This is a genomic window from Quadrisphaera sp. KR29 (genome assembly GCF_052644995.1).
Genome location: NZ_JBQXXG010000007.1, coordinates 64,558 through 86,379, shown reverse-complemented (window position 1 = coordinate 86,379; position 21,822 = coordinate 64,558). Strand labels below are relative to the sequence as shown.

The window sequence follows — 21,822 nt, the reverse complement described above, 5'->3', positions numbered from 1 at the left end:
TGAGTGAGTGCTCACTCACATTGGAGCAGCAGCGGACACGATGGTCAAGCACCGGGGGAGGGTGTCTGGCTAGGTACAGCTAGGCGCTGTCGTTGGCGTAGATGTCCCGGTACAGCCTCAGCGCAGCGCGCCGCAGGTCCTCGTCCGACGCCGCACCGGTCGCGAAGCGGTCCACCGCCAGCTCGCGCGGCAGCGGTGCGCCGTCGAGGACGGCCGCGACCACGTGCCTCGCCGCGCCGGCGGCGTGCGTCACCCACAGCGCCTGCGCCACCCACACCCCCTCCAGCTGCGGGTGGGGTCCCACGAACGGCAGGTTGTCCGGAGTCATCGCGAAGACGCCGTTCACCCGGTGCGCCGGAGCAGACCGGGCCCGGGGGACCAGCAGTCGCTGGGCGGCGTCGACGACGCCGTCGAAGTCGTCGCGCCACGCCAGGCCGGCGCCCCCGACCAGGTCCGCCTGCTCCACGGACACCGGGGCGTGGTCGTAGGAGCCGGTGCCGAGGCGGTCGCCGTGGACGCGGGCGTAGACGTGGTGCTCCGGCCAGCGCACGAACGGGCCCGGCACCAGGTCCGCTCGGGGTGCGGAGCGGGTGTAGGGGTGGGCCACCGGGAAGAGCGGCAGGCCCAGCCCGGTCATCGCTGCCAGGTGCGGTCCCCACACCCCTGCCGCCAGCACGACGTCGGACGCCGTGAGGGTCAGGCCGGCACGCGTGCGCACCCGCACCCGGTCAGGAGCGCCCACCGCGCCGGCGACGTCGATGGCGGCGACCTCCCCGGCGGCGAAGCGTGCGCCGCACTCCCCGGCACGGGCGCGCAGCGCGGCGGTCAGCACCCTCGGCGAGGCCACACCGTCGTCGGGGAAGTGGCCGGCGGCGACCACGGTGGAGGTGTCGACGAAGCTCGTGACCTCGAGGGGGAGCGCGTCCGGTGAGAGCAGGTGGGCGGGCAGTCCTGCCTCCTGGGCGGCTCCCACCCGGCGCTGCACCTCGCGGGCCCCGGGGTCGCTGGTCGCCAGCTCCAGGCCCCCGCGGCGCTCGAACCCTGCTCCCGCGACGTCGTAGACCGCGGCTGAGGCGCGAGCGAGGTCGGTGAGCACAGGGGCGTCGTTGTAGAGCCCGACGAAGCCGGGGGCGAAGGCGGTGGAGCCGCGGGGGTGGTCGCCGTCGCGGTCCAGCACGGTGACCCGCACGCCGCGGGCAGCGAGCTCATCGGCCGTGGCGGTGCCGGTGATGCCGGCGCCGACCACGATGACGCTGCGAGCCACCGTCCGGACCTCCGGGGGCCTAGGTGAGGCGCAGGGGCGCGAGGGGAGCGTCGAGGCCAGCGCCACCGCGGTACCGGCTCGCGGGGTGGGTGGCGGGCAGTCGTGGGCCGCGCCCGAACAGGACCTCCCGCAGCGTCTGCGGCTGCTCGGGCCGCTCCGCCAGGCGTCCGCGGCGGCGCAGCTCGGGCACCACGAGCTCGGCGAAGCGCGTGAGGGTGTCGAAGGAGTGGTACTGGCGCAGGTTGATGCCGTCGACGCCGTCCTCGTCCAGCCATCGCTCGATCTCGTCGGCGACCACCGTCGGGGTGCCCACGACGAAGTAGCGGTCCTCCCGCTGCTCGGCGACCGCGCGCAGCGCCTCGCCCACGGTGGTCTCGGGGGAGACGCCGGGCAGCGCGCTGGCCGGCAGCCCCGCCTGGTCGAGCGCGTCGACCACGCGCAGCTGCGGCGGCAGGTTCGGCAGGTCGAGGGGGTAGCCGCGGTGGGCCAGGACCCCTTCCACGCTGGAGTGCCGGCGGTACTCCTCCCACGTGCGGGCGGCCTCCTCCTCGGTGCGGCCCACGACGACGCCCGCCTGCACGATGAACTTCACGTCGTCAGCGGTGCGCCCGTGCAGCGCAGCGGCGTCGCGCATCCGCTGGGCGTTGGCGCGGAAGTCGGCCGCGGTGCGCCCGCCCGTGAAGACCACCTCGGCGTGCTTGCCGGCGAACCGGGTGCCCGCCGGTGACCCCGTCGCCTGGAAGACCACCGGGGTCCGCTGCGGCGACGGCGCGCTCAGGTGCGGACCCTGGACGCGGTAGTGCTCGCCGACGTGGTCGATGCGGCGCACCTTCGAGGGGTCGCTCCACACCCCGCCCTCGGCGTCGGCGACCACCGCGTCGTCGTCCCAGGAGCCCTCCCACAGCTTGTAGGTGACGTCGAGGAACTCGTCGGCGATCTCGTACCGCCGGTCGTGCGGCACCTCGTCGGCCAGCCCGAAGTTGCGGGCGGCGTTGGGCAGGTAGGAGGTCACCACGTTCCACCCGACGCGGCCCCGGGTGAGGTGGTCGAGCGTCGACATGCGGCGGGCGAAGGCGAACGGCGGCTCGTAGGTGGTGGAGAACGTGATGCCGAAACCCAGGTGCCGCGTGACGGCGGCCATGGCGGGGACCACGAGCAGCGGGTCGTTGGAGGGGATCTGCAGCCCCTCGCGGATCGCGGTCTCCGGGCCGCCGCGGAAGGTGTCGTACGCGCCGACCACGTCGGCGAGGAAGACGGCGTGGAAGCCGCCGTCCTCGGCCAGCTGGGCCAGCTCGGTCCAGTAGTCGAGGTCGCCGAAGCGGTGGCGGTTGTTGCCGGGCAGCCGCCACAGGCCGTGGGTGATGTGGCTGACCGTGTTCATCTCGAACAGGTTGAGGACGAGCTGCTTCGGCTCGTGCGGGGAGGTTCCGGGCACGGGGTCTCCTGGTCAGCCCTCGCCGACGGTCCACCACGACGGCAGCGGGGTGCCGTTGAGCAGGTGGTCCCCGAGGGCTCGGGCCTTGTAGCGGGCGGGGTTGTGGGACGCGACGGTCCTGGCGTTGCGCCAGTGCCGGTCCAGGGCGAGGTCGGCAGCGAGCGCCGAGGCGCCGCCCACCTCGAAGAGGTCGGTGGCGGCCGCCAGCACCTGGGGGAGCACCACCAGCTGCGCCTGCGCGACGACGAGGTCCGCAGCGCCGACGAGCTCGGCCACCTCCTCGGCGGGCGCGCCGGCGGTGGTGGCGCTCCCGGAGGCCGTCAGGGCAGCGGCGCCCTGCCGCACGGCGGCGGTGGCCGCTGCGGACCGGGCCGACAGGTCGCCGACCACCTCCTGCACCAGCGGGTCCTCGGCCGCGCTGCTCGCGCTGGCGTGGCTGAAGCGGCGGGTGCGGGCCCGCACGTAGGTGACCGCGTCGTCGACGACGGCGCGGGCGATCCCCGCCAGCACGGCCAGCAGCACCAGCTGCACGAAGGCCCCGGCGTGCCCGGGGGCACCGCGCTCGACGACGTCGTCCTCGTGCACGCGGACGCCCTCGAAGACGGTGGTGCCGCTGCCGGTCAGGCGCTGGCCGAAGCCGTCCCAGTCGTCCAGGCGGCGCACGCCGGGGGCGTCCGTGCGCACCAGCACGCCCACCGTCCCGGCCGGGCGCCCGGGAGGCGGCTCGGGGTCGGGCACGGCCACGGAGACGAGGTCTGCGTACAGGGTGCCGGTGCTGTAGTACTTCGTGCCGTCCAGCCGCAGGCCGTGCTCGTCGCGGGTCAGGGCCGCGCCGGGTGCGCCTCCGCTGGCGGCGCTGGAGCGCTCGAAGGTGGCGTTGCCGTGCACGGCACCGCCGGCGAGCAGCGCCAGCCGCGCGGTGCGCGAGCGCGACGGCGCCGCCAGCAGCGTCCGGTCCACGAAGGAGAAGTGCGAGCGCAGCGCCTGGGCGAGGTTGGAGTCGCGCCGCGCCAGCTCGGTGAGCAGCTCGAAGAGCCCCTCGTAGCCGGTGCCGTCACCGCCCAGCTCCTGCGGCAGGGTCGTGCGGGTGAACCCCGAGCTGCGCAGCAGCTCGACCTCGCCCAGGGGGAGGCGCCGCTCCCGCTCGCGGCGCACCGCACCGGCGCCGACCGCGTCCAGGACGCCGGCGTAGCGGTCGAGCAGCTCCCGGGTGCCCGCAGGCAGGGGCAGAGCGCCGGCCGACCGCGCTGCCGGCGTCGGCGGAGGAGCTGTCGGAGGGGTCGGCGCGGCGGTCGTCGTCATCGTCCGGGGGCCTTCCAGTCGGGCAGCTCGCCGGACAGCTCCCACAGGCCCACCGCTCGGGTGCGCTGCATGGCGGGGTTGTGGGAGGCGACCGTGCGCACGTTGCGCCAGTGCCGGTCCAGCCCAGCACCCGTCGACAGCGCGGAGGCGCCACCCACCTCGAACAGGCGCGTGGAGGCGTCCAGCACCAGGCGCGGCACGAGGTCCTGGGCCCGGAACACCTCCCGCTGCACCGCGGCCAGCGCCTCGCGGCGCTCCGGCGGCGGGGCGGCGACCGCGGCGTCGACGTCGCGGGCCACCGAGAGCACGAGCCGGCGCGCTGCCGAGGCCGCGGAGCTCAGCTCGCCGACCACCAGCTGCACCAGCGCGTCCTCGCGGGGGAGGGTCTCCCCGGCGAAGCCGAAGGTGCGGCGCCGTCCGCGCACGAAGGCGGTGGTGTCCTCCAGCGCGCGCTGCGCGACGCCCGCGACGACGGCCAGCAGGCACAGCTGGAAGACCGACCCCAGGTGGTGCCAGCGCTCCGCCTCCTCGCCGGCCGCGCGGACCTCCCGGGGGTCCACCGGCACGGCGTCGAAGACGGTGGTGCCGCTGCCGGTGAGCAGCTGCCCGAAGCCGTCCCAGTCGTCGGTGCTGGTGACCTCCGGGCGTGAGGCGCCGACCGTGAGCGACACGCGCTCGCCGTCGTCGTCGAGCGCGGCGACGTGGATCCAGTCCGCGTAGATGCTGCCGGTCGTGTAGTACTTGCGGCCCGTCAGCCGCAGCACGCCGTCGGGGCCGCGCAGCACCCGCGCCTCGAGCTTCGCGGTGGGCTGCCGCTCGGACTGGGCGTTGCCCACGAAGTCGCCGCGCACCAGGCGCGGGTACCAGCGGCTCGCGTGCGCGGGGTCGTCCAGGCGCAGCGCCTCGGCGAAGGCGATGTGCCCGCGCCAGACGTGCCCCAGGCTGGCGTCGGCGGCGGACAGCCGCACCACGCGCTCCAGGACGTCGTGGAAGGAGGCGCCGTGCCCGCCGTGCTCGACGGGCACGGCCAGGGCGCCGAAGCCGAGTGCTCTCAGCTCGCCCAGCTGGTCGCCCAGCAGGGTGCGCGCCTGCTCCCGCTGCACCGCGTCGGCGCTGGCGCGCGCCAGCAGCGCGGCGAAGGCCGGCTCGTCGAAGGCGGGCGCGCGCAGCAGGGTGGGGGCCGTGCTCAATGCATCACCCTCCTCGCGAGGAGGTTGCCGCCGGCCTGCACGGCCTGCACGAGCACCACCAGGGTGACCACCACGATGACGATGACGGTGTAGTCGAAGCGCGCCCAGCCGTAGTTGAGGGCCAGGTACCCCAAGCCCCCGCCGCCCAGCGCTCCCGCGACCGCCGTCGCGTCCAGCAGCGCGACGAGGATGTACGTCAGCCCCAGCACGACCGGCCCGAGGGCCTCGGGGACGACGACGGTGAAGAGCACGCGCGCGGGGCTGGCGCCCATGGCGGTGCCCGCCTCGACCGCGCCCGGGGGCACGGCCACGAGGTTGGACTCGACCACCCGCGCGATGGCGACGCTCGCCACGATCGACAGCGGCAGCGTCTGGGGCAGCGGGCCCAGGCCCGTGCCGAAGACCAGCCGCGTCAGGCCCACGACGGCGATGGCGACGATGAGGAACGGCACCGGCCGCACGAGGTTGATGACGAAGTTGAGCACCGCGAACACGACGCGGTTCTCCAGGATGTTCCCGGGCCTGGAGGCGTACAGCCACAGGGCGAGCAGCACCCCGAGCACCCCGGCCACCAGGAACGACACGACGGTCATCACCGCGGTGTCCGCGAGCGCCTGCCAGAAGCGCGGCAGGAAGGTCTCCAGGTCGAACTCACGCACGGACGGCCACCTCCTCGGGGGCTCGCGCCGCCGGCGCGGCGGGTGCGGCGCCGGCGTCCAGGTCCACCACGGTGGTGCTCGCCCTCAGCTGCTGGACGGCGGCCTCCACGGCCCCCGGGGCGCCCAGCAGCTCCAGGGTCAGGCTGCCGAAGAGCTTGTCCTGCAGCTCCTCCACCCCTCCGTAGACGACGTTGAGGTCCACCCCCGTGCGCCGGGCCACCTCGGACAGGAACGGGTGGTCGGTCTCGCGGTCCTCCACGTGCAGCTGCACGAGCCGCCCGCGGTGCACCTTGCGGATGGTGGCCAGCGCTCCGGCGTCGGGCACCGAGCGCAGCACCGAGGAGACGAACCGGCGGGTCACGGGGTGCTGCGGGCGGGAGAAGACGTCGTAGGTCGTGCCGTCCTCCACCACCCGTCCCGCGTCCATGACCGTGACGCGGTGGGCGATGTCGCGCACCACGTCGATCTCGTGCGTCACGAGGAGCACCGTGACGCCGTACTCCTCGTTGGTGCGCCGCAGCAGCGCCGCGACCTCGGCCGTGGTGGCGGGGTCCAGGGCGCTGGTCGCCTCGTCGGCGATGATGGTCTGCGGCCTGGTCGCCAGCGCCCTCGCGATGCCGACGCGCTGCTTCTGCCCGCCCGAGAGCTGGGACGGGTGGGCGAGGGCCTTGTCGGTGAGCCCGACGAAGGAGAGCAGCTCCTCGACCCTGTCGAGCACCGCCTCCTGGCCCAGACCCGCCAGCTTGAGCGGGTAGGCGATGTTGCCGTAGACCGTGCGGGCGCTCAGGAGGTTGAACTGCTGGAAGATCATCCCGGTGCGCTGGCGAGCGGCGTAGAGCTCCTTGCCGCTCAGGGCGGTGATGTCCTGGCCCTCGACCACCACGCGGCCGCTGGTCGGCCTCTCCAGCCCGTTGACCGTGCGCAGCAGGGTCGACTTGCCCGCCCCTGAGTACCCGACGACGGCGTGGATCTGGCCCCTCTGGACCGACAGGGACACCTCGCGCAGGGCCTCCACCCTGCGGGCGCCGCTGCCGAAGACCTTCGAGACGCGGTCGAACTCGATCGCGGTGGTCACGCTGCGGCGCCCTGGGCCTCGAGGTCGGCGAGGGTGTCGCGAAGCTCCTGCACAGGCACGTCCACGAGCACGGTGTTGCCGAAGTTCTCGGCGTCCAGGGCCTCCTCGACGCGCGGGTCGGCGTAGGCCTCCTCGAGCACCTTCCAGGCCGGGTCGTCGGCCTTGTCCGCGGTGGTCGCGACCACGTTGACGTAGGGCAGGTTCTTCTGCGCCAGCGAGTCGTCCAGGTACAGCGCGTCGTCCTTGGTCACGCCCTGGGAGGGGTCGAAGTAGGACGTGCCGACCACCACTGCCGACAGGCTCGGGTCGTCGAAGTTCTGCGGGATGTTGCGCGCCGGGACCTCCACGAACTGCAGGCCCTTGGGGTTGGCGGTGATGTCCTCGGTGGTCGGGAAGACGCCGGCGGCGTCGTCGACCTCCAGGAGCCCCGCGGCCTCGAGGATCCCCAGGGCGCGGCCGCCGTTGGAGGGGTCGTCGGGGATGGCGACCCGGCCGCCGTCGGGGATGGCGGCGACGTCGTCGAGGGTGGAGGAGAAGATGCCCCACTGGGTGATGACGGTGGAGAAGACCGGGGTGATGTCGGCCCCGTTCTCGCGGTTGAAGGCCGACAGGTACAGCACGTGCTGGAACGCGTTGCCGTCGACAGTCCCCGCCACCAGCTCGGTGTTCGGCAGCACCCAGTCGTCGACGTTGGTCCAGGTGAGGTCGAGGCCCTTCTCGGCGGCGACCTCCTTGATCGCGTCCTGGAACTGGGTGTCCTCGGCCACGGCGAGGTCGAGGCTGTAGCGCTCCGCGGGGGCGTCTCCGCCGGCTGCGGCGCCGGCGGCCTCGGCCGAGCCTCCCGAGGTGCTGGCGACGGCGACGCCGGTGGCGACGCCGGCCACGGCCAGGGCCCCGACCACCGCCGCGATGACGCCGTTGCGGCGCCGCTTGCCGCGGGCGGCGACGGCGGCCCGCAGGTCGCTCGGCTGCTGGTCGGAGTGCTCGGGCTGGGGCGTGGGGGTGCTGTTCGCAGACATGGGTGTCCTCCGGTGCGGGGGCGCGTCAGCGCGACGCGGGTGTGCGGTGTGGGGTGTGGGGTCTCCGGAGGCGGGGCCGCCGACGTCCGTCGGGCGGACCGTCCCCGGGGGAGTGGGCGTGAGGGGTCGCCGCTCGGACCGCTTCCAGCGGGTCCGGGCGCAGCGGCGCCCTGTCAGCGCGTGGTGGGTGCGAGCCCGTCAGCGCGCGGGAGGACGTGGCCGTTGCACGCTGGTGCCTGCTGGTCGGCCGGCCGCCGTGCCCCGGGCACGGCCGGCTCGCCGCCGGTCGAGCGGGCGCACCTGCTCAGGCAGCGGCAGCGACCGGACGCGACCAGGGTCGGGCGACGAGCTCCGGGGCTGGGACGGGGCACCCAGCCGGACGGACCGGCGGGGAGCTGTCCTCGCTCAGGACGGGGGGTCGTCGCTCAGGACGCAGGACGGTGCAGCCACGTGCAACAGGTCGCGCTCGCGGTGCGGCGCAGGTCGACGTGGCGACGTCGTGAAGCTGTCTGGCTCTGGCAAGCGATCACCGGCGAGAGGTGCACGTCGGTCCTTCAGCTCAAGGCTCCGCAGAGCCGCGCTTGCTGGACGCTCCGCCCAGCCGGGTCGTCACCTGGGGCACCCCACCGCGGAGGAGGGTTGCCGTGCAGCGAGCCAGGGCTTTCCGCTGCAACTCTTGACCTGGGAGGAACCTAGGAGGTCCCCGTCGCCTGCGTCAAGACGGCTCCCGCGCGAGCCGACCCGGGGGAGGGGAGCCGTGCGCTCGCGGCGGAGGTCGGCCTGGATCCGCGACGGGGTCTGACGGATGGTCGCCCGCGACACGTACTGTCCGCGCCATGCCCGTCAAGCAGACCGTGCCCTTCGTCCTCGACGCCGAGGGCACCGGCGTGGCCCAGCGCCTGGTGGTCGCCGGTGAGCACGAGCACGTCTTCACCGCCGACACCTACCCCTCCTTCGGCGGGCAGGACGCCGCCCCCAGCCCCCTGAGCTACCTGCTGGGAGCCCTGACCAGCTGCAACCAGGTCACCGGCAGCCTGGTCGCCTCCGGCCTGGGCATCGCCGTGGGCACCTGGTCCTTCCGCATCCAGGGCGACCTGGACCCCTCCGTCATCGCCGGCGGGGCCGAGGGCAACGCCAACTTCGAGCGCGTCTCGGTGAGGGTGGAGGTGCAGACCGACGCCTCCGAGGAGGTCTTCGAGACCTTCCAGGCGGAGACCGAGCGCCGCTGCCCGGTGACGCAGATGTTCAAGCGCAGCGGGCTCGACTACACCAGCGAGTGGGTCAAGACCCCGCTCGCGCGGTGAGCGACCCGGTGCGGATGTCCAGGCGCTCGCACGTCGACCTCCTGCGCACCGCGTCGCAGCGCTGTCGTTGACCCGGCGCCTGGATCGCTGACGACGACGGCGCCGGGGCGGCAGCGCCGCACCCACCCCCCCACCCCTGCGATGCCGGAGGTCTTCCCGTGTCCACCACCGACCAGCTGCTGCAGAACGCCCGCGCCTACGCCGACCGCTTCACCGAGGGCTCCCTGCCCCTGCCTCCCGCCCAGCACGTCGCCGTGCTGGCGTGCATGGACGCCCGCCTGGACCCCCAGGCCCTGCTGGGCCTGGAGCTCGGGGACGCCCACGTCATCCGCAACGCCGGCGGCGTCGTCACCGACGACGAGCTGCGGTCCCTGGCGATCAGCCAGCGGCTGCTGGGCACCACCGAGATCATCCTCATCCACCACACCGACTGCGGGATGCTCACCTTCACCGACGAGGACTTCGCCGAGGCCATCGCCGCCGACACCGGCTCACGCCCCGGCTGGGGCACCGCCCGAGCCTTCGGCGACCTCGACGACGACGTGCGCGCCAGCATCGCCCGCATCCGCGAGGAGCCGTCCATCCCGCACAAGGACTCGGTGCGCGGCTTCGTCTACGACGTCGCTGACGGCACCCTGCGCGAGGTCGCTGCCTGACGGGACGCGACGGCGCTCCACGGCCGGCTGCGGGACTCCGCCGGGCGAGGACCGCGTGCTGGTGCGCCAGGGCCCCCGACACGGCTCCCCGCACCACGCTCGTGCCGGTCGCGCACACCGCGATGTGCGCCGCTCACGAGGCAGCCGCGACCGCTCGCCGCGCGCAGCTGTCCGCGAGCGCCCGAAGGCGCTCGAGCACCAGGCGCTGTCCCGGTGACCAGGACCGGCAGGCGGAGTCGTCGATGACCACCCGACCCTGCACCGCGGCGGCGCGGACCTGGAGGGCGAAGGTGGCCAGTGCCCTGACCCGGGCCTGCGCGGGAGCGACGAGCACGACGACGGCATCGGCCCTCGCGGCGTCGGGGGTCGGGGGTGTGGGCACCGGCAGCGGTGTCGGCGAGGGCGCGGGGGAGCCGGTGGGCGAGCAGGGGGAGGACGTGCGCGGACCAGAGCTCCTCGGTGGTGGGCTGCGACGGGCCGCCGGTCGGCGCAGGTGGCGCGCCACGCGGCGCGCGGCGCGGACCGCGCCCGCTCAGGGCCCGGTCCACGCCGCGCTCACGGGTGGACGTGCTGGTCAGAGGTAGAGGTCGCTGGAGGGGACGGTGCGCTCCCCGCTGGCGGTGTGGATGACCACCTGCACCGCTCCGACCTCGCCGCCCTCGTCACCGGGCCACCACGCCACCCACCGCCCGCCTGCCACCGACGCGGTGACCGTCTTCCCTCCCGCCAGCACCTCGATGCCGGTGACACCCGCCCCGACCTGGCCGGAGACGGTGGAGCGCGCGAACGGCCAGGTCCCGCTGTTGCCGGAGGACTCCACGGTCACCTCCTGGGCACCCATCGCCCGCGTCGGCGCCATCGCCTCCCACCCGGTGGGGGTGGCGCTGTCGATGGCCGTGCAGAGCACTGCGCCGTCGTCCTTGCGCACCACCGTGACCGAGGAGTCACCGCGCCGCTCGGCGATGAGCACGTCCGCCGCGCTCAGCCCACCGGCGGGCTGCTGCTGCCAGCTGCTCGCGCACTCGAGGGCCTGCGCCAGGCCCGCCGCCGCACTCGCCTCGGTCGGCACGGCGCTCCAGGAGCCGGCGTAGGCGATGGTGGAGGCGGACGGGACCACAGCGCCGGCGGCGGTGATGAGGGCTGCGGCTGCAGCTGCGGACAGTCCCAGCACCACCCGGCGCCGGCCGCGGGGCGCCGTCGTCGCGACGCGACGGTCGCTCGGGCGGGTGCTCACCTGCGTGCTCATCTGCTGGGTCTCCTCGAGGGTCGTCGGTGCGGAAGTCGGTGCGGACGTCTGGGCGGACGTCCGGGTGGTCATGAGGTGCTGGAGCCGGGCGCGCGAGCGCGCCCACTGCTCGGGTGCGGTGTCGGTGGCGCGCTGGGGGTCGAGCTCGGCCAGGGCCCGCAGCAGCTCGTCGTCGGTTGCGTCGCCGGGGTGGGGGGTCAGGTGCTGGGCCATGTCATCTCCTGCAGGGAGCCGGGGGTCGTCGGGGAAGCGCTGCGGCCGGTCACGAGCGAGCGGGTCGCTCTGCCAGGCCGGCCGCTGGACGGGTCTGGGCACGGGAAGCTGGAGCCGCCGCCCGCGACGCTGCGGCCGTCCGCGCGGTGGGCGGTGTCCGCGGTGCCGTCGTGCAGGCTGGTGGCCAGCCGCTGGCGGGCCCGCTGCAGGCGCATCGCGAACGCCGAGCGGCTGACGCCGAGCACCCGCGCGGCCTGCTCACCGCGCAGCCCGTCGAAGGCGACCAGCGACAGCACCTCCTGGTCGGCGGCGGCCAGGGTCCGCCAGGCGCGCACCAGGTCGACGCGGGCGCTGACGCCGTCGTGGTCACCGGCCTGCACGTCCGCGTCCGGGGCCGTCGACCCGGCCAGGCGCACCGCCGGGCCGGTGCGGCGCACCGCTGCGCGGTGGTGGTTGGCCATCACGTTGCGGGCGACCCCGAACAGCCACGGACGCGCCTCCGCCAGCTCGACGGGCACCTCGTCCAGGCGCACCCAGGCGGTCTCGAACACCGAGGCGACCACGTCCTCGGCCTCCGGGCCGGGGACGCGGCGCTGCACGAAGCGCAGCAGGTCGGCGTAGGAGGCCTCGTGCAGCTGCGTCAGGCGCTCGCGGCGGTCAGCGTCGCCGGCTGCCCCCGCTGGGGCCTCCGGTGCGGGGCGGGAGGGCCTGGTCAGGGACCACAGGTGCCGCTGGCGCCCGGGGCTCACGCCGGTCTCCGGTGGTGGGCTGTTCGTCTCACACCCCTACATGTCCAGCGGAGCGCGTGCTGTCACACCCGCTCGGCGAAGCTCGGCGAAGACGGCTCGGCCCCACGGCACCTCCGCGCGGGCCCGCCGCTCCGAGGAGCCTGCACCACCACGCCGCGGGCCCGGACGATCGCTACCGTGCGCCCATGCCTCCCGGCGCGAACCTCGCCGCCTTCGCCCTCGCTGCGGCAGCCCTGATCGCCGTCCCCGGACCCAGCGTGCTGTTCGTCGTCGGCCGGTCGCTCGCCTCCGGGCGACGCGTGGGCCTGCTCACCGTGCTGGGCAACGCCCTGGGCATGGTGCCGCAGGTCCTCGCCGTCGCCGCCGGTGTGGGGGCCCTCGTGGCGCAGTCCGTGCTCGCCTTCACCGTCCTGAAGACGGTCGGGGCCCTCTACCTCGTCTACCTGGGGTTGCAGGCCATCCGGCACCGCCACCGCACCACGGCTGCAGCGACGGCCACCGGCGAGACCCGGTCCGCGGCCGTCCCCGCTGGCAGGTCGCTGCGGGAGGGCTTCCTCGTGGGCCTCTCCAACCCCAAGTCCGTGGTCTTCTTCCTCGCGGTCCTGCCGCAGTTCACCGCCCCGGCCGCAGGGCCGGTCTGGAGCCAGGTCCTGGTCCTCGGGATGCTCCACCTGGTCATCGGGCTGGGCTTCGACACCGCCTGGGCGCTGGGTGCTGGCGCTGCCCGCGGTTGGCTCACCCGAGACCCGCGTCGCCTGCCCCGCCTCGGCGCTGCTGGAGGAGTGATGATGATCGGCGTCGGCGGCACGATCGCGCTGAGCGACCGCCAGCCCTGAGCTCGAGCGCAGGAGCGACGCCGCCGTGCAGGTCGTCGTCGACGCCGGGCCCGGAAGGGGGTCTGACCCGGTCGTGGCCGATCAGGAGGCGCCGGTGCGTGACATCAGCGCCCCGTCGCCGGCCAGGGAGTCCCTGGGCCCGCTGCCTCGAGGATGCGCCCGGTGATCGTGCGCAGCTGACCCTGCTGCTGCGGAGTCAGTGCGTCCAGCACCAGCTGGCGCACCAGGGCGGCGTGCCCGGGGGTGGCGGCCTGGAAGGCGGTGAACCCGGCGTCGGTGAGGAGCGCCACGGTGTACCGGCCGTCCTCGTCGTCGGCTGAACGCCGGGCGTACCCGCGACCCTCCAGGCGCGTGACCGCTCGCGAGAGGCGGGTCAGCGTGCTGTTCGCGTAGCCGGCCAGCACGGACATGCGCAGGCGGCGCTCGGGCGCGTTCGCCAGAGCGAACAGGACGCCGTACTCGAAGTGCGTCAGGCCCGCGTCGCGCTTCAGCTGAGCGTCCAGCAGGGTCGGCAGCCACTCCAGGACGGTCGCCAGCCCTGACCAGGTCGCCAGCTCCTCGCCGTGCAGGTGGGAGGGGCGAGTGGCCTCGTCCGCGGTCGGGACGGAGTCGGAGCGCACGGCACTGAGCGTAGGTCACTTGTCTGAGCAAGCGACCTGCTAGCGTCACTTGCCCAAGCAAGTCATCGAGCGCAGGGAGCGCCATGGACCTACAGCTGGCCGGCAAGCGGGCCTTCATCAGTGGCTCGACGCGCGGCATCGGCTTCGCGGTGGCGCGCACCCTGGCCGGCGAGGGAGCCGCGGTCGTCCTGCACGGCCGGACGCCTGCCGCGGTCCGGGACGCTGTGCGCCGCCTGCGCGCCGAGGTCGCCGGCGCCGACGTGTCCGGCGCCGCGGGCGACGTGGCCGACGCCGAGCAGGTGCGGCACCTCCTCGCCGCGGTCGGCGACGTCGACGTCCTGGTCAACAACGTCGGCCTCTTCGAGGTCAAGCCGTTCGGCGATGTCGGCGACGAGGACTGGCAGCTCTACCACGACGTCAACGTCATGAGCGCCGTGCGCCTGTCCCGGGCGCTGCTGCCGGGCATGCTCGAGCGCGGCTGGGGGCGCGTGGTGCTCATCAGCAGCGAGTCCGGCATCGACGTGCCCGCGGACATGGTCCACTACGGCGTCACCAAGGCGGCCCTTCTGGCGCTCGGCAACGGCCTGGCCAAGCTCACCCGTGCCACCGGGGTGACGGTGAACTCCGTCATCGGCGGGCCGACCTACTCCGACGGCGTCGCCTCGGCCGTCCGCTCCATCGCCCAGGACCAGGGCGCGAGCGAGGAGGTGGTCAAGGCTGCCATCGCTGCGCGGAACACCACGTCACTGGTGCAGCGCTTCCTCGAGCCCGCCGAGCTGGCGTCGATGGTGGCCTACCTCGCCAGCCCGCTGGCCTCGGCCACCAACGGCAGCGCCCTGCGCGCAGACGGAGGCGCGCTGGTCCAGGTCCTGTGACCTGTGGGGCCGTCCCGCGTGAGCGGCCAGCAGCCGGTCCGGGGTCGCCAGGCCGGTGGTCACGTGGCCTTCGCCGCGGCTCTGCCCGGACCAGCCGGCCGTCGGGGGACGTCGACCACGCGGCACCCGCGAGGTGCCGGGCCGCCTCAGAGCCGGATGAGGTCCGCGACCTCCTCGGGCAGACCGGGGGACGTCAGGACGTGACCCATGCCGGGCACGACCCACAAGTCCGCCCCGGGGATCGCAGCCGTCAGGGCCTCGCCGTGCCCGAGCGGGTAGATCGGGTCCTGGTCGCCGTGGACGACCGTGGTCGGCGCTGTGATCGTCGACAGCGGGGTGAGCAGGCGGGGTCCTCCACCCACACGGCCCGGTGGTGGTTGGCCGCCGCGGCCGGGTCGACAGCACGCGCCCTCGCCAGCTCCAGCACCGCCCGCGCGGCGTCCTCGTCGAAGGGCCGGACAGGGCCGTTGAAGACCCGGAACAGAGCGACGTCGGACTCCACACCCGGGGACAGCTGCGCAGCGAGGTGCTCGAGGTAGGCCGGCGCGGGAGGTCGTCGGGGTCGGCGGGCTCACCGGCCCGCGCCCGAGCCCACAGCGCGCTCGGGTCGTGGCCCATGGGCGAACTGGAGATCACCGTGAGGCTCCGGACGCGGTGGGGGGCGTGGACGCCGAGCCACTGCGCGATCATGCCGCCGAGGGAGGCGCCGGCCACGTGCGCGGAGGCCAGCCCGTACCCGTCCAGCACGGCGAGGCAGTCCCTCGCCATGTCGCCGATCGTGTACGGGTGGGCGTCGAAGTCGACGACGCTGGAGCGCCCGGTGTCGCGGTGGTCGAACCGGATGACCTGCACCCCGCGCTCGACCAGCCGGTCGACCAGGGCATCGGGCCAGCTGATCCCCTGAGCCGCCGATCCGCTGACCAGGAGGACGGCAGGAAGCGCCGGATCTCCCGTCCTCTCGGTCCAGAGCTGCAACGCCCCTGAGGCTGCGAACCGCTCGTGCGTCCCCACGGGAGCACGGTAGGACCGCCCGTCAACGGGTCTGCTCGGTCGAGGAGGCGCGAGGACGCACTCCGGGCGCTCGCCGTCTCACGGCACGGCCGCTGCGTCGTCCGTACGGTCTCCGGGTGGTCGACCCACGGCACTTCGAGGAGCACGCGGCGACCTACGCCCGCGCTCGGCCGCCCCACCCCACGGCGCTGTGGGACCGCATCGCTGCTCTCGGGCTCCTGCGGCCGGGTGCCCGGGCGCTCGACCTCGGTGCTGGGTCCGGCCAGGCCACCGGTCCGCTGCTGGCCGCCGGCCTGCACGTCACCGCTGTCGAACCGGGCCCCCGGCTGGCCGATGAGCTGCGCGCCGCCCACCCCCGCGCCGCGGTCGTCCGAGCGCGGGCCGAGGACCTGGACGGTCTCCGCCTGCGGGCCGCCTCCTACGACCTCGCCGTGGCCGCGACGTCGATCCACTGGATGGACCTCGGCGTCGTCCTGCCCGCCATCCACCGGCTCCTCACGTCCGAGGGCCGCTTCCTGGTCTGGCGCAACGTGTTCGGCGACCCCACGTCCTCGACGCCCTTCCGCCACCGGGTGGCGCGGATCGTCGACGAGCGCGACAGCCCGCCCCGGCCGGGACCCGACGCGGAGGACGCTGAGGCGGTCACCGCGGAGCTGACGCGCGGCGGTCTGTTCACCGCGCAGGAGGTCCAGCGCTACCGGTGGAGCATCGAGCTGGGCGAGGACGAGGTCCGCGCCCTGTTCAGCACCTTCAGCGACTGGAGCTCGACGGAGGTCGACCGGGCCGCCTGCGCTGTGCGGGACCTGGGAGGCCGGGTGGTCGAGCACTACCAGTCCTGGATGGTCGTGCTGCAGCCCACCCCGCCGACCTGAGCACTGCGCACTGCCGCGCACCGGAGCGCAGCACGACGGCCACCCGACGCGGTGGGAGGCGCCCACGGGCGTGGAGCGCAGCGCGGTGTGCAGGGCCGGCCTGGCGTCGTGGCGCGAGCGCCGTCTGCGGTCCGGCGCCCGCCCGGTGGTGGCCGGGCGGGCGCCGGCGGCTCACAGGTCGACCGGCCGCAGGACGAGGGTGATGCCGTGGGCGATCTGCTTGTTGCCGGCGTTGATGTCGAGCGCGCTCGGCACCAGCCGCGGATCGCGGGCGTCGCGATCCGCGTCGCGCAGCACGACGAGCGGGATCTTCGGCGCGCGGACGTCGACCGTGATCGTGCCGCCCTGGGCCGTGCTGAGCACGGCCCCGTCGGACGCGAGGGCGGCGGCGGATTCGATCGTCGCGCCGGGCACGACGTGGTAGAGCAGCACCTGCTCGATCGCGTCGATCCCGACGGCGCCGGCGAGCGCCGTGAAGACGTCCTCCTCCGAGCCGTAGCAGTGGTGCGTGAGGTCCTTGACCAGCCTCTGGAACGCACGGTCGGTGGGGAGGAACGCCGTCAGCGGCACGGCGCCGTCGGCGAGCACTGCCACGGGGCTGCTCGGCTTGGCGGCGAGGACGGCCGCGACCGCGTTGTCGACGATGTCGAAGTCGTGCCAGTCGCCGTCGAACCCGCTGCCGTCGGCGGCCAGGACGGAGGCGAGGCTGGTGGTGCCGGTGGTGGCGGACGCGGCGGGTGCCAGGCCCACGAGCGCCGTGCCGGCGAGGGCGGTGGCGGCCAGGGACGCAGCAAGACGACGGATCCTCATCGGTGACTCCTTGCGAGCGGTGGGCGGTGCACGGTGGGTGCCCCGGGGCGTCGTCGTCGACACCCTGACCCCTCTTCGGCTCGCGAGGGGGATCTGGATGCACCCGGCCGCTGACAGCGGCTCAGGCACGCAGCGTCTGAGACGGCGGCACCCCGAACACCTCCCGGTAGGCGACGCTGAACCTGCCCGCGTTGGCGAACCCCCAGCGCGCGGCGATGGCGGCGACGGTGTCACCGCGGGCGGGATCAGCGGTGCGCAGCTCGCGGTGGGCGCACTCGATGCGGACCCGGCGCAGGTGGCCGAGGGGGGTGGTGCCCAGGTGGCGGCGGAAGGCGTACTGCAGCGCGCGAGTGCTCACCCCGCACGCTGCGGCGACCTGGGAGAGGGTGACGGGCCGGTCGGCGTGGGCCTCCAGGTAGGCCACCGCGCGGCGCAGTGCGGCTGGTCGCACCTCGCCCGGGCCGGCCCGGTGGTGGTGGTCCATGGTGGTGTTGGGGAAGACGTGCAGCGCCGCCATGGCCGCGGTGCGGGACATCTGCTCGGCCAGCAGCGGTGAGGCCAGCGGGGAGTCGGTCTCGGCCAGTGCGCCGCTGATGGTGATGGTCAAGGCCGCCCAGCAGAGGTCCATCGCGGGGGTGAGGGGCGTGAGTGCGTGGAAGCGCAGCTGCTCGCCAGGTAGCCCGGTCATCTCCTCGGCGCAGGCACGGATCGCGGCCATCGGCAGGCGCAGGTTGGTGGCGTCGAGCTGGTGGGCGGTGAAGTCGATGGGGAAGGCGGTGACCTGCCCGGTCGACGCAGTCGAGCTGACGTGGCGGCTGGTGATGTCCACGGTGCCGGAGTTGACCAGGTTGGTCAGGAAGGACTCGGCGAAGCCGTCCTGGCTGGTGCCGCTGTAGTCGAGGGTGCTCCTGACCCTCTGAGCGCCGAGGGCGTCCGTGTCGCACACCGCTGCCGAGAAGCGGGCGTCGCTGGTGGACGCGGAGAAGCGGGTGGAGTTGTCGACGTACACGCGCTCGATGAAGTCGACGATCTCGGGCTCGTCAGCGGAGGCGAAGCGGAGTGTCCTCACCGGTGGGGTGGGCAGGTCCTCGGTGTGCACGCTCCTGCCCTCCACGGCCGGGCCGCTGGGTGGGTGGCTGTTTCACCTGGCGCTGACAGCAGTGAGGCTGCCCCGATCGGTACAAGGCGCCAGCGTCCTGGGCCAGGGGGTCGCCTCGCGTCCGCACCTGGGCATCCGGTCGGCGCGACGGTGACGATCGTCGAGGGCGCGCTGACCATCGCCGTCCCGTCGGCAGGACGTCGGGTGTCCTCGACGAGGCGCCGCCGCCGACAGGCAGAGCAGACCTCGCCACGGACGGCGGCGGTTCGAGGAGCTCGCGAAGGAGAGGCGACCTGGTTGTCGATGTGGGGCCGGGCTGTTCGACGGGAGGGTGCAGGGGCCGGAGGAGCCGGCCCGCGACCCAGTGCAGGAGGAAGCCCCATGCCGAAGTACGCGATCCTCATCGTCGAAGACCCGGCCTACTACGCGGGCCTGTCGCCCGAGGACTGGCCCGCGGTGGTCGCCGCGCACGGCACCTTCGTGCAGAAGGTCTCCGAGCTCGGGGGGTCCCTCACCGGCGGGGAGGCGCTCGCGCCCCCGTCGTCGGCCACCACGATCAAGCGTGGCGGGGAGGTGGTGGACGGCCCGTTCCTGAGCACCAGGGAGGCCGTCAACGGCTACTACGTCATCGAGGCGCGCGACCGGGACCACGCCATCGAGATCGCCACGTGGTGCCCGGCTCCGGCACCCGGGGGCGGGGTCGAGGTCCGCCCGGTCGTGGACCCGAGCAGCAACCCCTTCTGAGCACTTCCCCGGGAAGGGCACCACCCGAGAGGTGTTGCCCACTAGCTGCAGCTCCGGTCATCTCGACTTCCAGCGGGCGCCTGCCAGTGCCATCAGAAGGGGTCGTCTGCTGCAGGGGCCACCGCCGCCACGCGTGCCTCCTCACCCACCGGCGGCGCGGAGGCGCTGCGCCTGGTCGGGTGGCCGCGCTGTCGGCCACCCGACCACCAGCCCGGTGAGGAGCCCGGCCAGCAGTGCTCCTGCGGCGTTGAGCGTGGCGTCCACGGGCGAGACGACCCTCCCCAGCGGCAGCCACCACTGGAGCACCTCGATCACCAACCCCGTCGCCAGCGCGCTCGGGACCAGCAGGGGGAGCCGTGCCAGCCTCGGCTGCAGCAGCACGGCCGCCACGGCGGCAGGCACCAGCAGGAAGAGGTTGCCCACCAGCTGGACGACGGTGCCGGGGGAGCGGAGCCCCTGCGCGTACCAGCGGAGCTCGACCACCGGCGCTCCCCAGGCCCACCCGTCGCCGACCGGGCGCAGGGTGAGAGCAGCCGCAGCGGCGAGGGCGAGGAGCAGGACGACCAGGACGTGGAGGCGGTGTGGCCGAGCAGCTGCTGAGCCGTGGGTGGGCGGATCCGTCATCAGGCGGCCTCCCCGGGCCTCTCGAGCGCGTCACCGTGGATCGGGTGACCCACGCTGCGGGCCTCCCCTGCCGAGGCCGTCGCACGACGTGCAGGCTCGAGCGGCTCTCCTCGCGGAGCAGTCGGCATGCGGCCAGCCATGTCAGGTCCTCACTGAGCGGGTGTGCCACCCAGCCTGGGGCGCGTGATCGGCAGCAACAAGGGTCTCTCGATCCGTGGTTCGCCTGTCCGTCGCTCCCCGCACCCGGTGCGGCTCCGGCAACGCCAGCTCCCGGACGCTACGACTGACGCCCGCTCGAGGCCGCCGTCCGTCGCAGGGGGATCGCTGTTCGATCAGCGGCACGCTCACCCGTCGCTGTCCGGTCAGGTCAGCCATGCGTCCATGGCCTCGCGGCAGCCGCGTGCGCCCGGCTCAGCCCCTGCCAAGAGCAAAGCGGCTCGTGACGTCCATCGACCTCGACGAGCCGACCGGTGACCCGGCCACGAGCGTTGATCGGCTGGACGTCTCAGCGCTGCTCGAGCTGCAGCTCACGAGCGGACGACGGGTGACGCTGCTGGACGACCGGGGCTGGTCCTCCAGTGAGCCGCCCGACATCTGGGCCCACACGTCCTTGGAGCAGCTGGCGGACACCGCCCGCACGGTCGTCGGTCCTGACGAGCCCCCCGACGGCCACTCCGCAGAGGACGCTGCTCGGGGATTACTGGACGCGCATCGCCGCCCACGCCGAGGCGCAGGGCGTCCCCATCGCAGCGGGCGACTTGGCGGCACTGCCGCACGACATGACCGTCAGCCAGTCGATGCGAGCACGGATCGTCCGCGCCGCTCAACAAGGCTGCTCTCGCGCCCTGTGCGTCGGGCAGTCGGTGCCCGGCCCACCTTCGGAGGCGGTGCGCCTCTGCTCACCGGCGTTGACGTCGATCATCAGGACTGCCCATGCCTGGACGTGGCGCGCCACAGCGCCGGGACAGCGGCCACGCTGCCCACAGTGAGCACGGTGATGACCGCCTGGCCCACTCGGCCTGCCGTCACCCCCGCAGCGGGTCGAAGGCGTAGTTGGCCAGCGCGTTGGCGACGGCATCGGTGACCAGGACGACGACGGCGAGCACCACACCCGTCCGCTGGCGCCGCGCCAGCAGCAGTGCGGCGAGCGGGTCGAGGACCGTCAGTGAGACGAAGTACATCCGCAGCTAGCACGGCAGGCCCGGGTACGGCTCACCTGCAGCGGCCAGGAGCTGCAGGATGTGTACAGCCGTGCCGTAGAGCAGCAGGAGCACGAGGGCCGCGACGACGCCGCGCAGCCACCACGGCTGTCCCTGCCACCGGCTCACCACCGCTGCAGCGTGTCAGCCACCTCGTGGCTGCAGGTGGGGGAGTCAGCGGACGGTCGCCACCCGCTCGCGGGCGCACCGGCGACGTGGTGGGCCACCTGTCAGCGTGGGCGGAGACCGGTCCCACCGTTCCAGCAGGATGTGCTGATGCGGGCGTCCGGCATCACCGTGAGAGCGCTCAGCGAGTTGGACCGATTCAACGCCCGCCACCCGTGGTCCCACAACGACGCCTACGCCCCACTGGTCATGCACCACGCCCGCCGCGTCGCCGCGTCCGGAGGCAGCCACGCGGTGGACATCGGCTGCGGCACGGGTCACCTGCTGCGCCGCCTGGCCACCGGAGGCCCACCGTGACCGGCATCGACGCCGACGCCACCAGCGCCCACCACGCGGCAGCTGCCCTCGCTGCTGTGCCCGGCGCCAGCGTCCACCACACCACCTGGTCCGCCTTGCCAGAAGACTCGGTAGACCTGGTGACCCTGGTGGCGGTCCTGCACCACCTCCCGCTGCAGGCGACGCTGATCACCCTCCGCAGAGCCTTGCGTCCCGGTGGGCGGCTGGTGGTCGTCGGCACTCACCGCGAGACGTCGAAGGACGGCGTGCTGTCCCTGGTGTCGTTGCTCCTCAACCCGCTCATCGGCCTGCTCGTCCACCCACGCCCAGCCGCGGGATTCCCCGCGCACATGCTCGCGCCCACCGCACCAGCACAGGAGACCTACGAGCAGGTCGCTCGGACCATGAGGGCTGAGCTGCCGGGCGTGCGCATCCGTCGAGGACTGTTTTGGCGCTACGTCGCAGTGTGGACAGCACCGGCCACTGCGTCTTGAGCCGGTGCTCGACCGGTCGGCAGGACGCTGACGATCCTCCTGCCGTCATCGCAGGGCTGGCGAT

At 74.1% G+C, this 21,822-nt stretch carries 27 protein-coding genes, 1 pseudogene and 1 riboswitch; of the genes and pseudogenes, 9 read left to right on the top strand and 19 right to left on the bottom strand.

Annotated elements, in window-relative coordinates:
- Positions 1 to 79 precede the first annotated feature (79 nt).
- The 8 genes from ACUN9U_RS08440 to ACUN9U_RS08405 form a co-directional block, all read right to left on the bottom strand.
- Positions 80 to 1,264 (bottom strand): NAD(P)/FAD-dependent oxidoreductase, encoded by a 1,185-nt coding sequence (locus ACUN9U_RS08440; protein ID WP_445484494.1) that lies wholly within the window; start codon positions 1,262 to 1,264, stop codon positions 80 to 82.
- Positions 1,265 to 1,283: 19 nt separating this feature from the next.
- The gene (locus tag ACUN9U_RS08435; RefSeq protein ID WP_445484493.1) at positions 1,284 to 2,699 is read right to left on the bottom strand and encodes an LLM class flavin-dependent oxidoreductase; all 1,416 of its coding nucleotides are present in this window, start codon (positions 2,697 to 2,699) and stop codon (positions 1,284 to 1,286) included.
- 12 nt (positions 2,700 to 2,711) lie between these two features.
- On the bottom strand, positions 2,712 to 4,001 hold the full coding sequence (locus ACUN9U_RS08430) for an acyl-CoA dehydrogenase family protein (protein ID WP_445484492.1): 1,290 nt from the start codon (positions 3,999 to 4,001) through the stop codon (positions 2,712 to 2,714).
- The gene (locus ACUN9U_RS08425; protein WP_445484491.1) at positions 3,998 to 5,191 is read right to left on the bottom strand and encodes a hypothetical protein; all 1,194 of its coding nucleotides are present in this window, start codon (positions 5,189 to 5,191) and stop codon (positions 3,998 to 4,000) included. The genes ACUN9U_RS08430 and ACUN9U_RS08425 overlap by 4 nt, the downstream gene beginning before the upstream one ends.
- Complete coding sequence (locus tag ACUN9U_RS08420) at positions 5,188 to 5,850, bottom strand: methionine ABC transporter permease (protein WP_445484490.1); 663 nt, start codon at positions 5,848 to 5,850, stop codon at positions 5,188 to 5,190. Before ACUN9U_RS08420 ends, ACUN9U_RS08425 begins: the two co-directional genes overlap by 4 nt.
- Complete coding sequence (locus ACUN9U_RS08415; protein WP_445484489.1) at positions 5,843 to 6,925, bottom strand: methionine ABC transporter ATP-binding protein; 1,083 nt, start codon at positions 6,923 to 6,925, stop codon at positions 5,843 to 5,845. Before ACUN9U_RS08415 ends, ACUN9U_RS08420 begins: the two co-directional genes overlap by 8 nt.
- On the bottom strand, positions 6,922 to 7,944 hold the full coding sequence (locus tag ACUN9U_RS08410) for a MetQ/NlpA family ABC transporter substrate-binding protein (protein ID WP_445484488.1): 1,023 nt from the start codon (positions 7,942 to 7,944) through the stop codon (positions 6,922 to 6,924). Before ACUN9U_RS08410 ends, ACUN9U_RS08415 begins: the two co-directional genes overlap by 4 nt.
- A gap of 425 nt (positions 7,945 to 8,369) precedes the next feature.
- Positions 8,370 to 8,474, bottom strand: a complete 105-nt coding sequence (locus ACUN9U_RS08405) for a putative leader peptide (protein ID WP_445484594.1) — start codon at positions 8,472 to 8,474, stop codon at positions 8,370 to 8,372.
- 42 nt (positions 8,475 to 8,516) lie between these two features.
- Positions 8,517 to 8,626: riboswitch (SAM riboswitch) on the bottom strand.
- Between the two features lie 154 nt (positions 8,627 to 8,780).
- On the opposite strand from ACUN9U_RS08405, the gene ACUN9U_RS08400 reads away from it, so the two are divergent.
- Positions 8,781 to 9,248 carry an OsmC family protein gene (locus ACUN9U_RS08400; RefSeq protein WP_445484487.1) on the top strand — a complete coding sequence of 156 codons (468 nt, stop codon included), beginning with the start codon at positions 8,781 to 8,783 and terminating at the stop codon, positions 9,246 to 9,248.
- Positions 9,249 to 9,406: 158 nt separating this feature from the next.
- Positions 9,407 to 9,904: a beta-class carbonic anhydrase gene (locus ACUN9U_RS08395; RefSeq protein WP_445484486.1), complete on the top strand. Its 498-nt coding sequence runs from the start codon at positions 9,407 to 9,409 to the stop codon at positions 9,902 to 9,904.
- Positions 9,905 to 10,037: 133 nt separating this feature from the next.
- Here ACUN9U_RS08395 and ACUN9U_RS08390 read toward each other — a convergent pair whose 3' ends face one another.
- From ACUN9U_RS08390 to ACUN9U_RS08380, 3 genes are all read right to left on the bottom strand, one after another.
- On the bottom strand, positions 10,038 to 10,286 hold the full coding sequence (locus ACUN9U_RS08390) for a hypothetical protein (RefSeq protein ID WP_445484485.1): 249 nt from the start codon (positions 10,284 to 10,286) through the stop codon (positions 10,038 to 10,040).
- A 192-nt stretch (positions 10,287 to 10,478) separates the two neighbouring features.
- Positions 10,479 to 11,363: a hypothetical protein gene (locus ACUN9U_RS08385; RefSeq protein ID WP_445484484.1), complete on the bottom strand. Its 885-nt coding sequence runs from the start codon at positions 11,361 to 11,363 to the stop codon at positions 10,479 to 10,481.
- Complete coding sequence (locus tag ACUN9U_RS08380) at positions 11,348 to 12,112, bottom strand: RNA polymerase sigma factor (RefSeq protein WP_445484483.1); 765 nt, start codon at positions 12,110 to 12,112, stop codon at positions 11,348 to 11,350. Before ACUN9U_RS08380 ends, ACUN9U_RS08385 begins: the two co-directional genes overlap by 16 nt.
- A gap of 185 nt (positions 12,113 to 12,297) precedes the next feature.
- On the opposite strand from ACUN9U_RS08380, the gene ACUN9U_RS08375 reads away from it, so the two are divergent.
- On the top strand, positions 12,298 to 12,948 hold the full coding sequence (locus ACUN9U_RS08375; RefSeq protein WP_445484482.1) for a LysE family translocator: 651 nt from the start codon (positions 12,298 to 12,300) through the stop codon (positions 12,946 to 12,948).
- Positions 12,949 to 13,052: 104 nt separating this feature from the next.
- Here ACUN9U_RS08375 and ACUN9U_RS08370 read toward each other — a convergent pair whose 3' ends face one another.
- Entirely contained in the window at positions 13,053 to 13,568 is a 516-nt protein-coding gene (locus ACUN9U_RS08370) for a MarR family winged helix-turn-helix transcriptional regulator (protein ID WP_445484481.1), read from the bottom strand.
- 83 nt (positions 13,569 to 13,651) lie between these two features.
- Between ACUN9U_RS08370 and ACUN9U_RS08365 the strand changes: the two genes are divergently transcribed.
- On the top strand, positions 13,652 to 14,443 hold the full coding sequence (locus ACUN9U_RS08365) for an SDR family NAD(P)-dependent oxidoreductase (protein WP_445484480.1): 792 nt from the start codon (positions 13,652 to 13,654) through the stop codon (positions 14,441 to 14,443).
- 146 nt (positions 14,444 to 14,589) lie between these two features.
- On the opposite strand, the gene ACUN9U_RS08360 is transcribed toward ACUN9U_RS08365, so the two are convergent.
- Positions 14,590 to 14,805, bottom strand: coding sequence for an alpha/beta fold hydrolase (locus ACUN9U_RS08360; RefSeq protein ID WP_445484602.1), 216 nt, complete (start codon positions 14,803 to 14,805; stop codon positions 14,590 to 14,592).
- A gap of 265 nt (positions 14,806 to 15,070) precedes the next feature.
- A pseudogene (locus ACUN9U_RS08355) lies at positions 15,071 to 15,322 on the bottom strand (alpha/beta fold hydrolase); the annotation flags it as partial.
- Between ACUN9U_RS08355 and ACUN9U_RS08350 the strand changes: the two are divergent.
- On the top strand, positions 15,230 to 15,427 hold the full coding sequence (locus tag ACUN9U_RS08350; RefSeq protein ID WP_445484601.1) for a hypothetical protein: 198 nt from the start codon (positions 15,230 to 15,232) through the stop codon (positions 15,425 to 15,427). The pseudogene ACUN9U_RS08355 and the gene ACUN9U_RS08350 sit on opposite strands and share 93 nt — an antisense overlap.
- A 143-nt stretch (positions 15,428 to 15,570) precedes the next feature.
- Positions 15,571 to 16,326 (top strand): class I SAM-dependent methyltransferase, encoded by a 756-nt coding sequence (locus tag ACUN9U_RS08345; RefSeq protein ID WP_445484479.1) that lies wholly within the window; start codon positions 15,571 to 15,573, stop codon positions 16,324 to 16,326.
- Positions 16,327 to 16,497: 171 nt separating this feature from the next.
- Here the strand turns inward: ACUN9U_RS08345 and ACUN9U_RS08340 are convergent, their stop codons facing one another.
- Both ACUN9U_RS08340 and ACUN9U_RS08335 read right to left on the bottom strand, forming a co-directional pair.
- Complete coding sequence (locus tag ACUN9U_RS08340; RefSeq protein ID WP_445484478.1) at positions 16,498 to 17,136, bottom strand: fasciclin domain-containing protein; 639 nt, start codon at positions 17,134 to 17,136, stop codon at positions 16,498 to 16,500.
- A 121-nt stretch (positions 17,137 to 17,257) separates the two neighbouring features.
- Entirely contained in the window at positions 17,258 to 18,250 is a 993-nt protein-coding gene (locus ACUN9U_RS08335) for a helix-turn-helix transcriptional regulator (RefSeq protein ID WP_445484477.1), read from the bottom strand.
- A gap of 366 nt (positions 18,251 to 18,616) precedes the next feature.
- Here ACUN9U_RS08335 and ACUN9U_RS08330 point away from each other — a divergent pair, with 366 nt between their 5' ends.
- Positions 18,617 to 18,979: a YciI family protein gene (locus tag ACUN9U_RS08330; protein ID WP_445484476.1), complete on the top strand. Its 363-nt coding sequence runs from the start codon at positions 18,617 to 18,619 to the stop codon at positions 18,977 to 18,979.
- Between the two features lie 141 nt (positions 18,980 to 19,120).
- Here the strand turns inward: ACUN9U_RS08330 and ACUN9U_RS08325 are convergent, their stop codons facing one another.
- The 3 genes from ACUN9U_RS08325 to ACUN9U_RS08315 form a co-directional block, all read right to left on the bottom strand.
- Complete coding sequence (locus ACUN9U_RS08325; RefSeq protein WP_445484475.1) at positions 19,121 to 19,603, bottom strand: VanZ family protein; 483 nt, start codon at positions 19,601 to 19,603, stop codon at positions 19,121 to 19,123.
- Between the two features lie 1,025 nt (positions 19,604 to 20,628).
- On the bottom strand, positions 20,629 to 20,784 hold the full coding sequence (locus ACUN9U_RS08320) for a hypothetical protein (protein ID WP_445484474.1): 156 nt from the start codon (positions 20,782 to 20,784) through the stop codon (positions 20,629 to 20,631).
- Between the two features lie 6 nt (positions 20,785 to 20,790).
- Positions 20,791 to 20,931: a hypothetical protein gene (locus ACUN9U_RS08315; RefSeq protein WP_445484473.1), complete on the bottom strand. Its 141-nt coding sequence runs from the start codon at positions 20,929 to 20,931 to the stop codon at positions 20,791 to 20,793.
- Positions 20,932 to 21,078: 147 nt separating this feature from the next.
- Here ACUN9U_RS08315 and ACUN9U_RS08310 point away from each other — a divergent pair, with 147 nt between their 5' ends.
- Positions 21,079 to 21,285 (top strand): hypothetical protein, encoded by a 207-nt coding sequence (locus ACUN9U_RS08310; RefSeq protein WP_445484472.1) that lies wholly within the window; start codon positions 21,079 to 21,081, stop codon positions 21,283 to 21,285.
- A complete protein-coding gene (locus ACUN9U_RS08305) occupies positions 21,282 to 21,758 on the top strand; it encodes a class I SAM-dependent methyltransferase (RefSeq protein ID WP_445484471.1) in 477 nt (158 codons plus the stop codon). Before ACUN9U_RS08310 ends, ACUN9U_RS08305 begins: the two co-directional genes overlap by 4 nt.
- Positions 21,759 to 21,822 lie beyond the last annotated feature (64 nt).

Coding starts and splice junctions, on each gene's coding strand:
- ACUN9U_RS08310 (WP_445484472.1), top strand. CDS start 21,079: ATGCGGGCGTCCGGCATCACCGTGAGAGCGCTCAGCGAGTTGGACCGA.
- ACUN9U_RS08430 (WP_445484492.1), bottom strand. CDS start 4,001: ATGACGACGACCGCCGCGCCGACCCCTCCGACAGCTCCTCCGCCGACG.
- ACUN9U_RS08340 (WP_445484478.1), bottom strand. CDS start 17,136: ATGAGGATCCGTCGTCTTGCTGCGTCCCTGGCCGCCACCGCCCTCGCC.
- ACUN9U_RS08330 (WP_445484476.1), top strand. CDS start 18,617: ATGCCGAAGTACGCGATCCTCATCGTCGAAGACCCGGCCTACTACGCG.
- ACUN9U_RS08365 (WP_445484480.1), top strand. CDS start 13,652: ATGGACCTACAGCTGGCCGGCAAGCGGGCCTTCATCAGTGGCTCGACG.
- ACUN9U_RS08410 (WP_445484488.1), bottom strand. CDS start 7,944: ATGTCTGCGAACAGCACCCCCACGCCCCAGCCCGAGCACTCCGACCAG.
- ACUN9U_RS08385 (WP_445484484.1), bottom strand. CDS start 11,363: ATGGCCCAGCACCTGACCCCCCACCCCGGCGACGCAACCGACGACGAG.
- ACUN9U_RS08320 (WP_445484474.1), bottom strand. CDS start 20,784: ATGTACTTCGTCTCACTGACGGTCCTCGACCCGCTCGCCGCACTGCTG.
- ACUN9U_RS08375 (WP_445484482.1), top strand. CDS start 12,298: ATGCCTCCCGGCGCGAACCTCGCCGCCTTCGCCCTCGCTGCGGCAGCC.
- ACUN9U_RS08400 (WP_445484487.1), top strand. CDS start 8,781: ATGCCCGTCAAGCAGACCGTGCCCTTCGTCCTCGACGCCGAGGGCACC.
- ACUN9U_RS08325 (WP_445484475.1), bottom strand. CDS start 19,603: ATGACGGATCCGCCCACCCACGGCTCAGCAGCTGCTCGGCCACACCGC.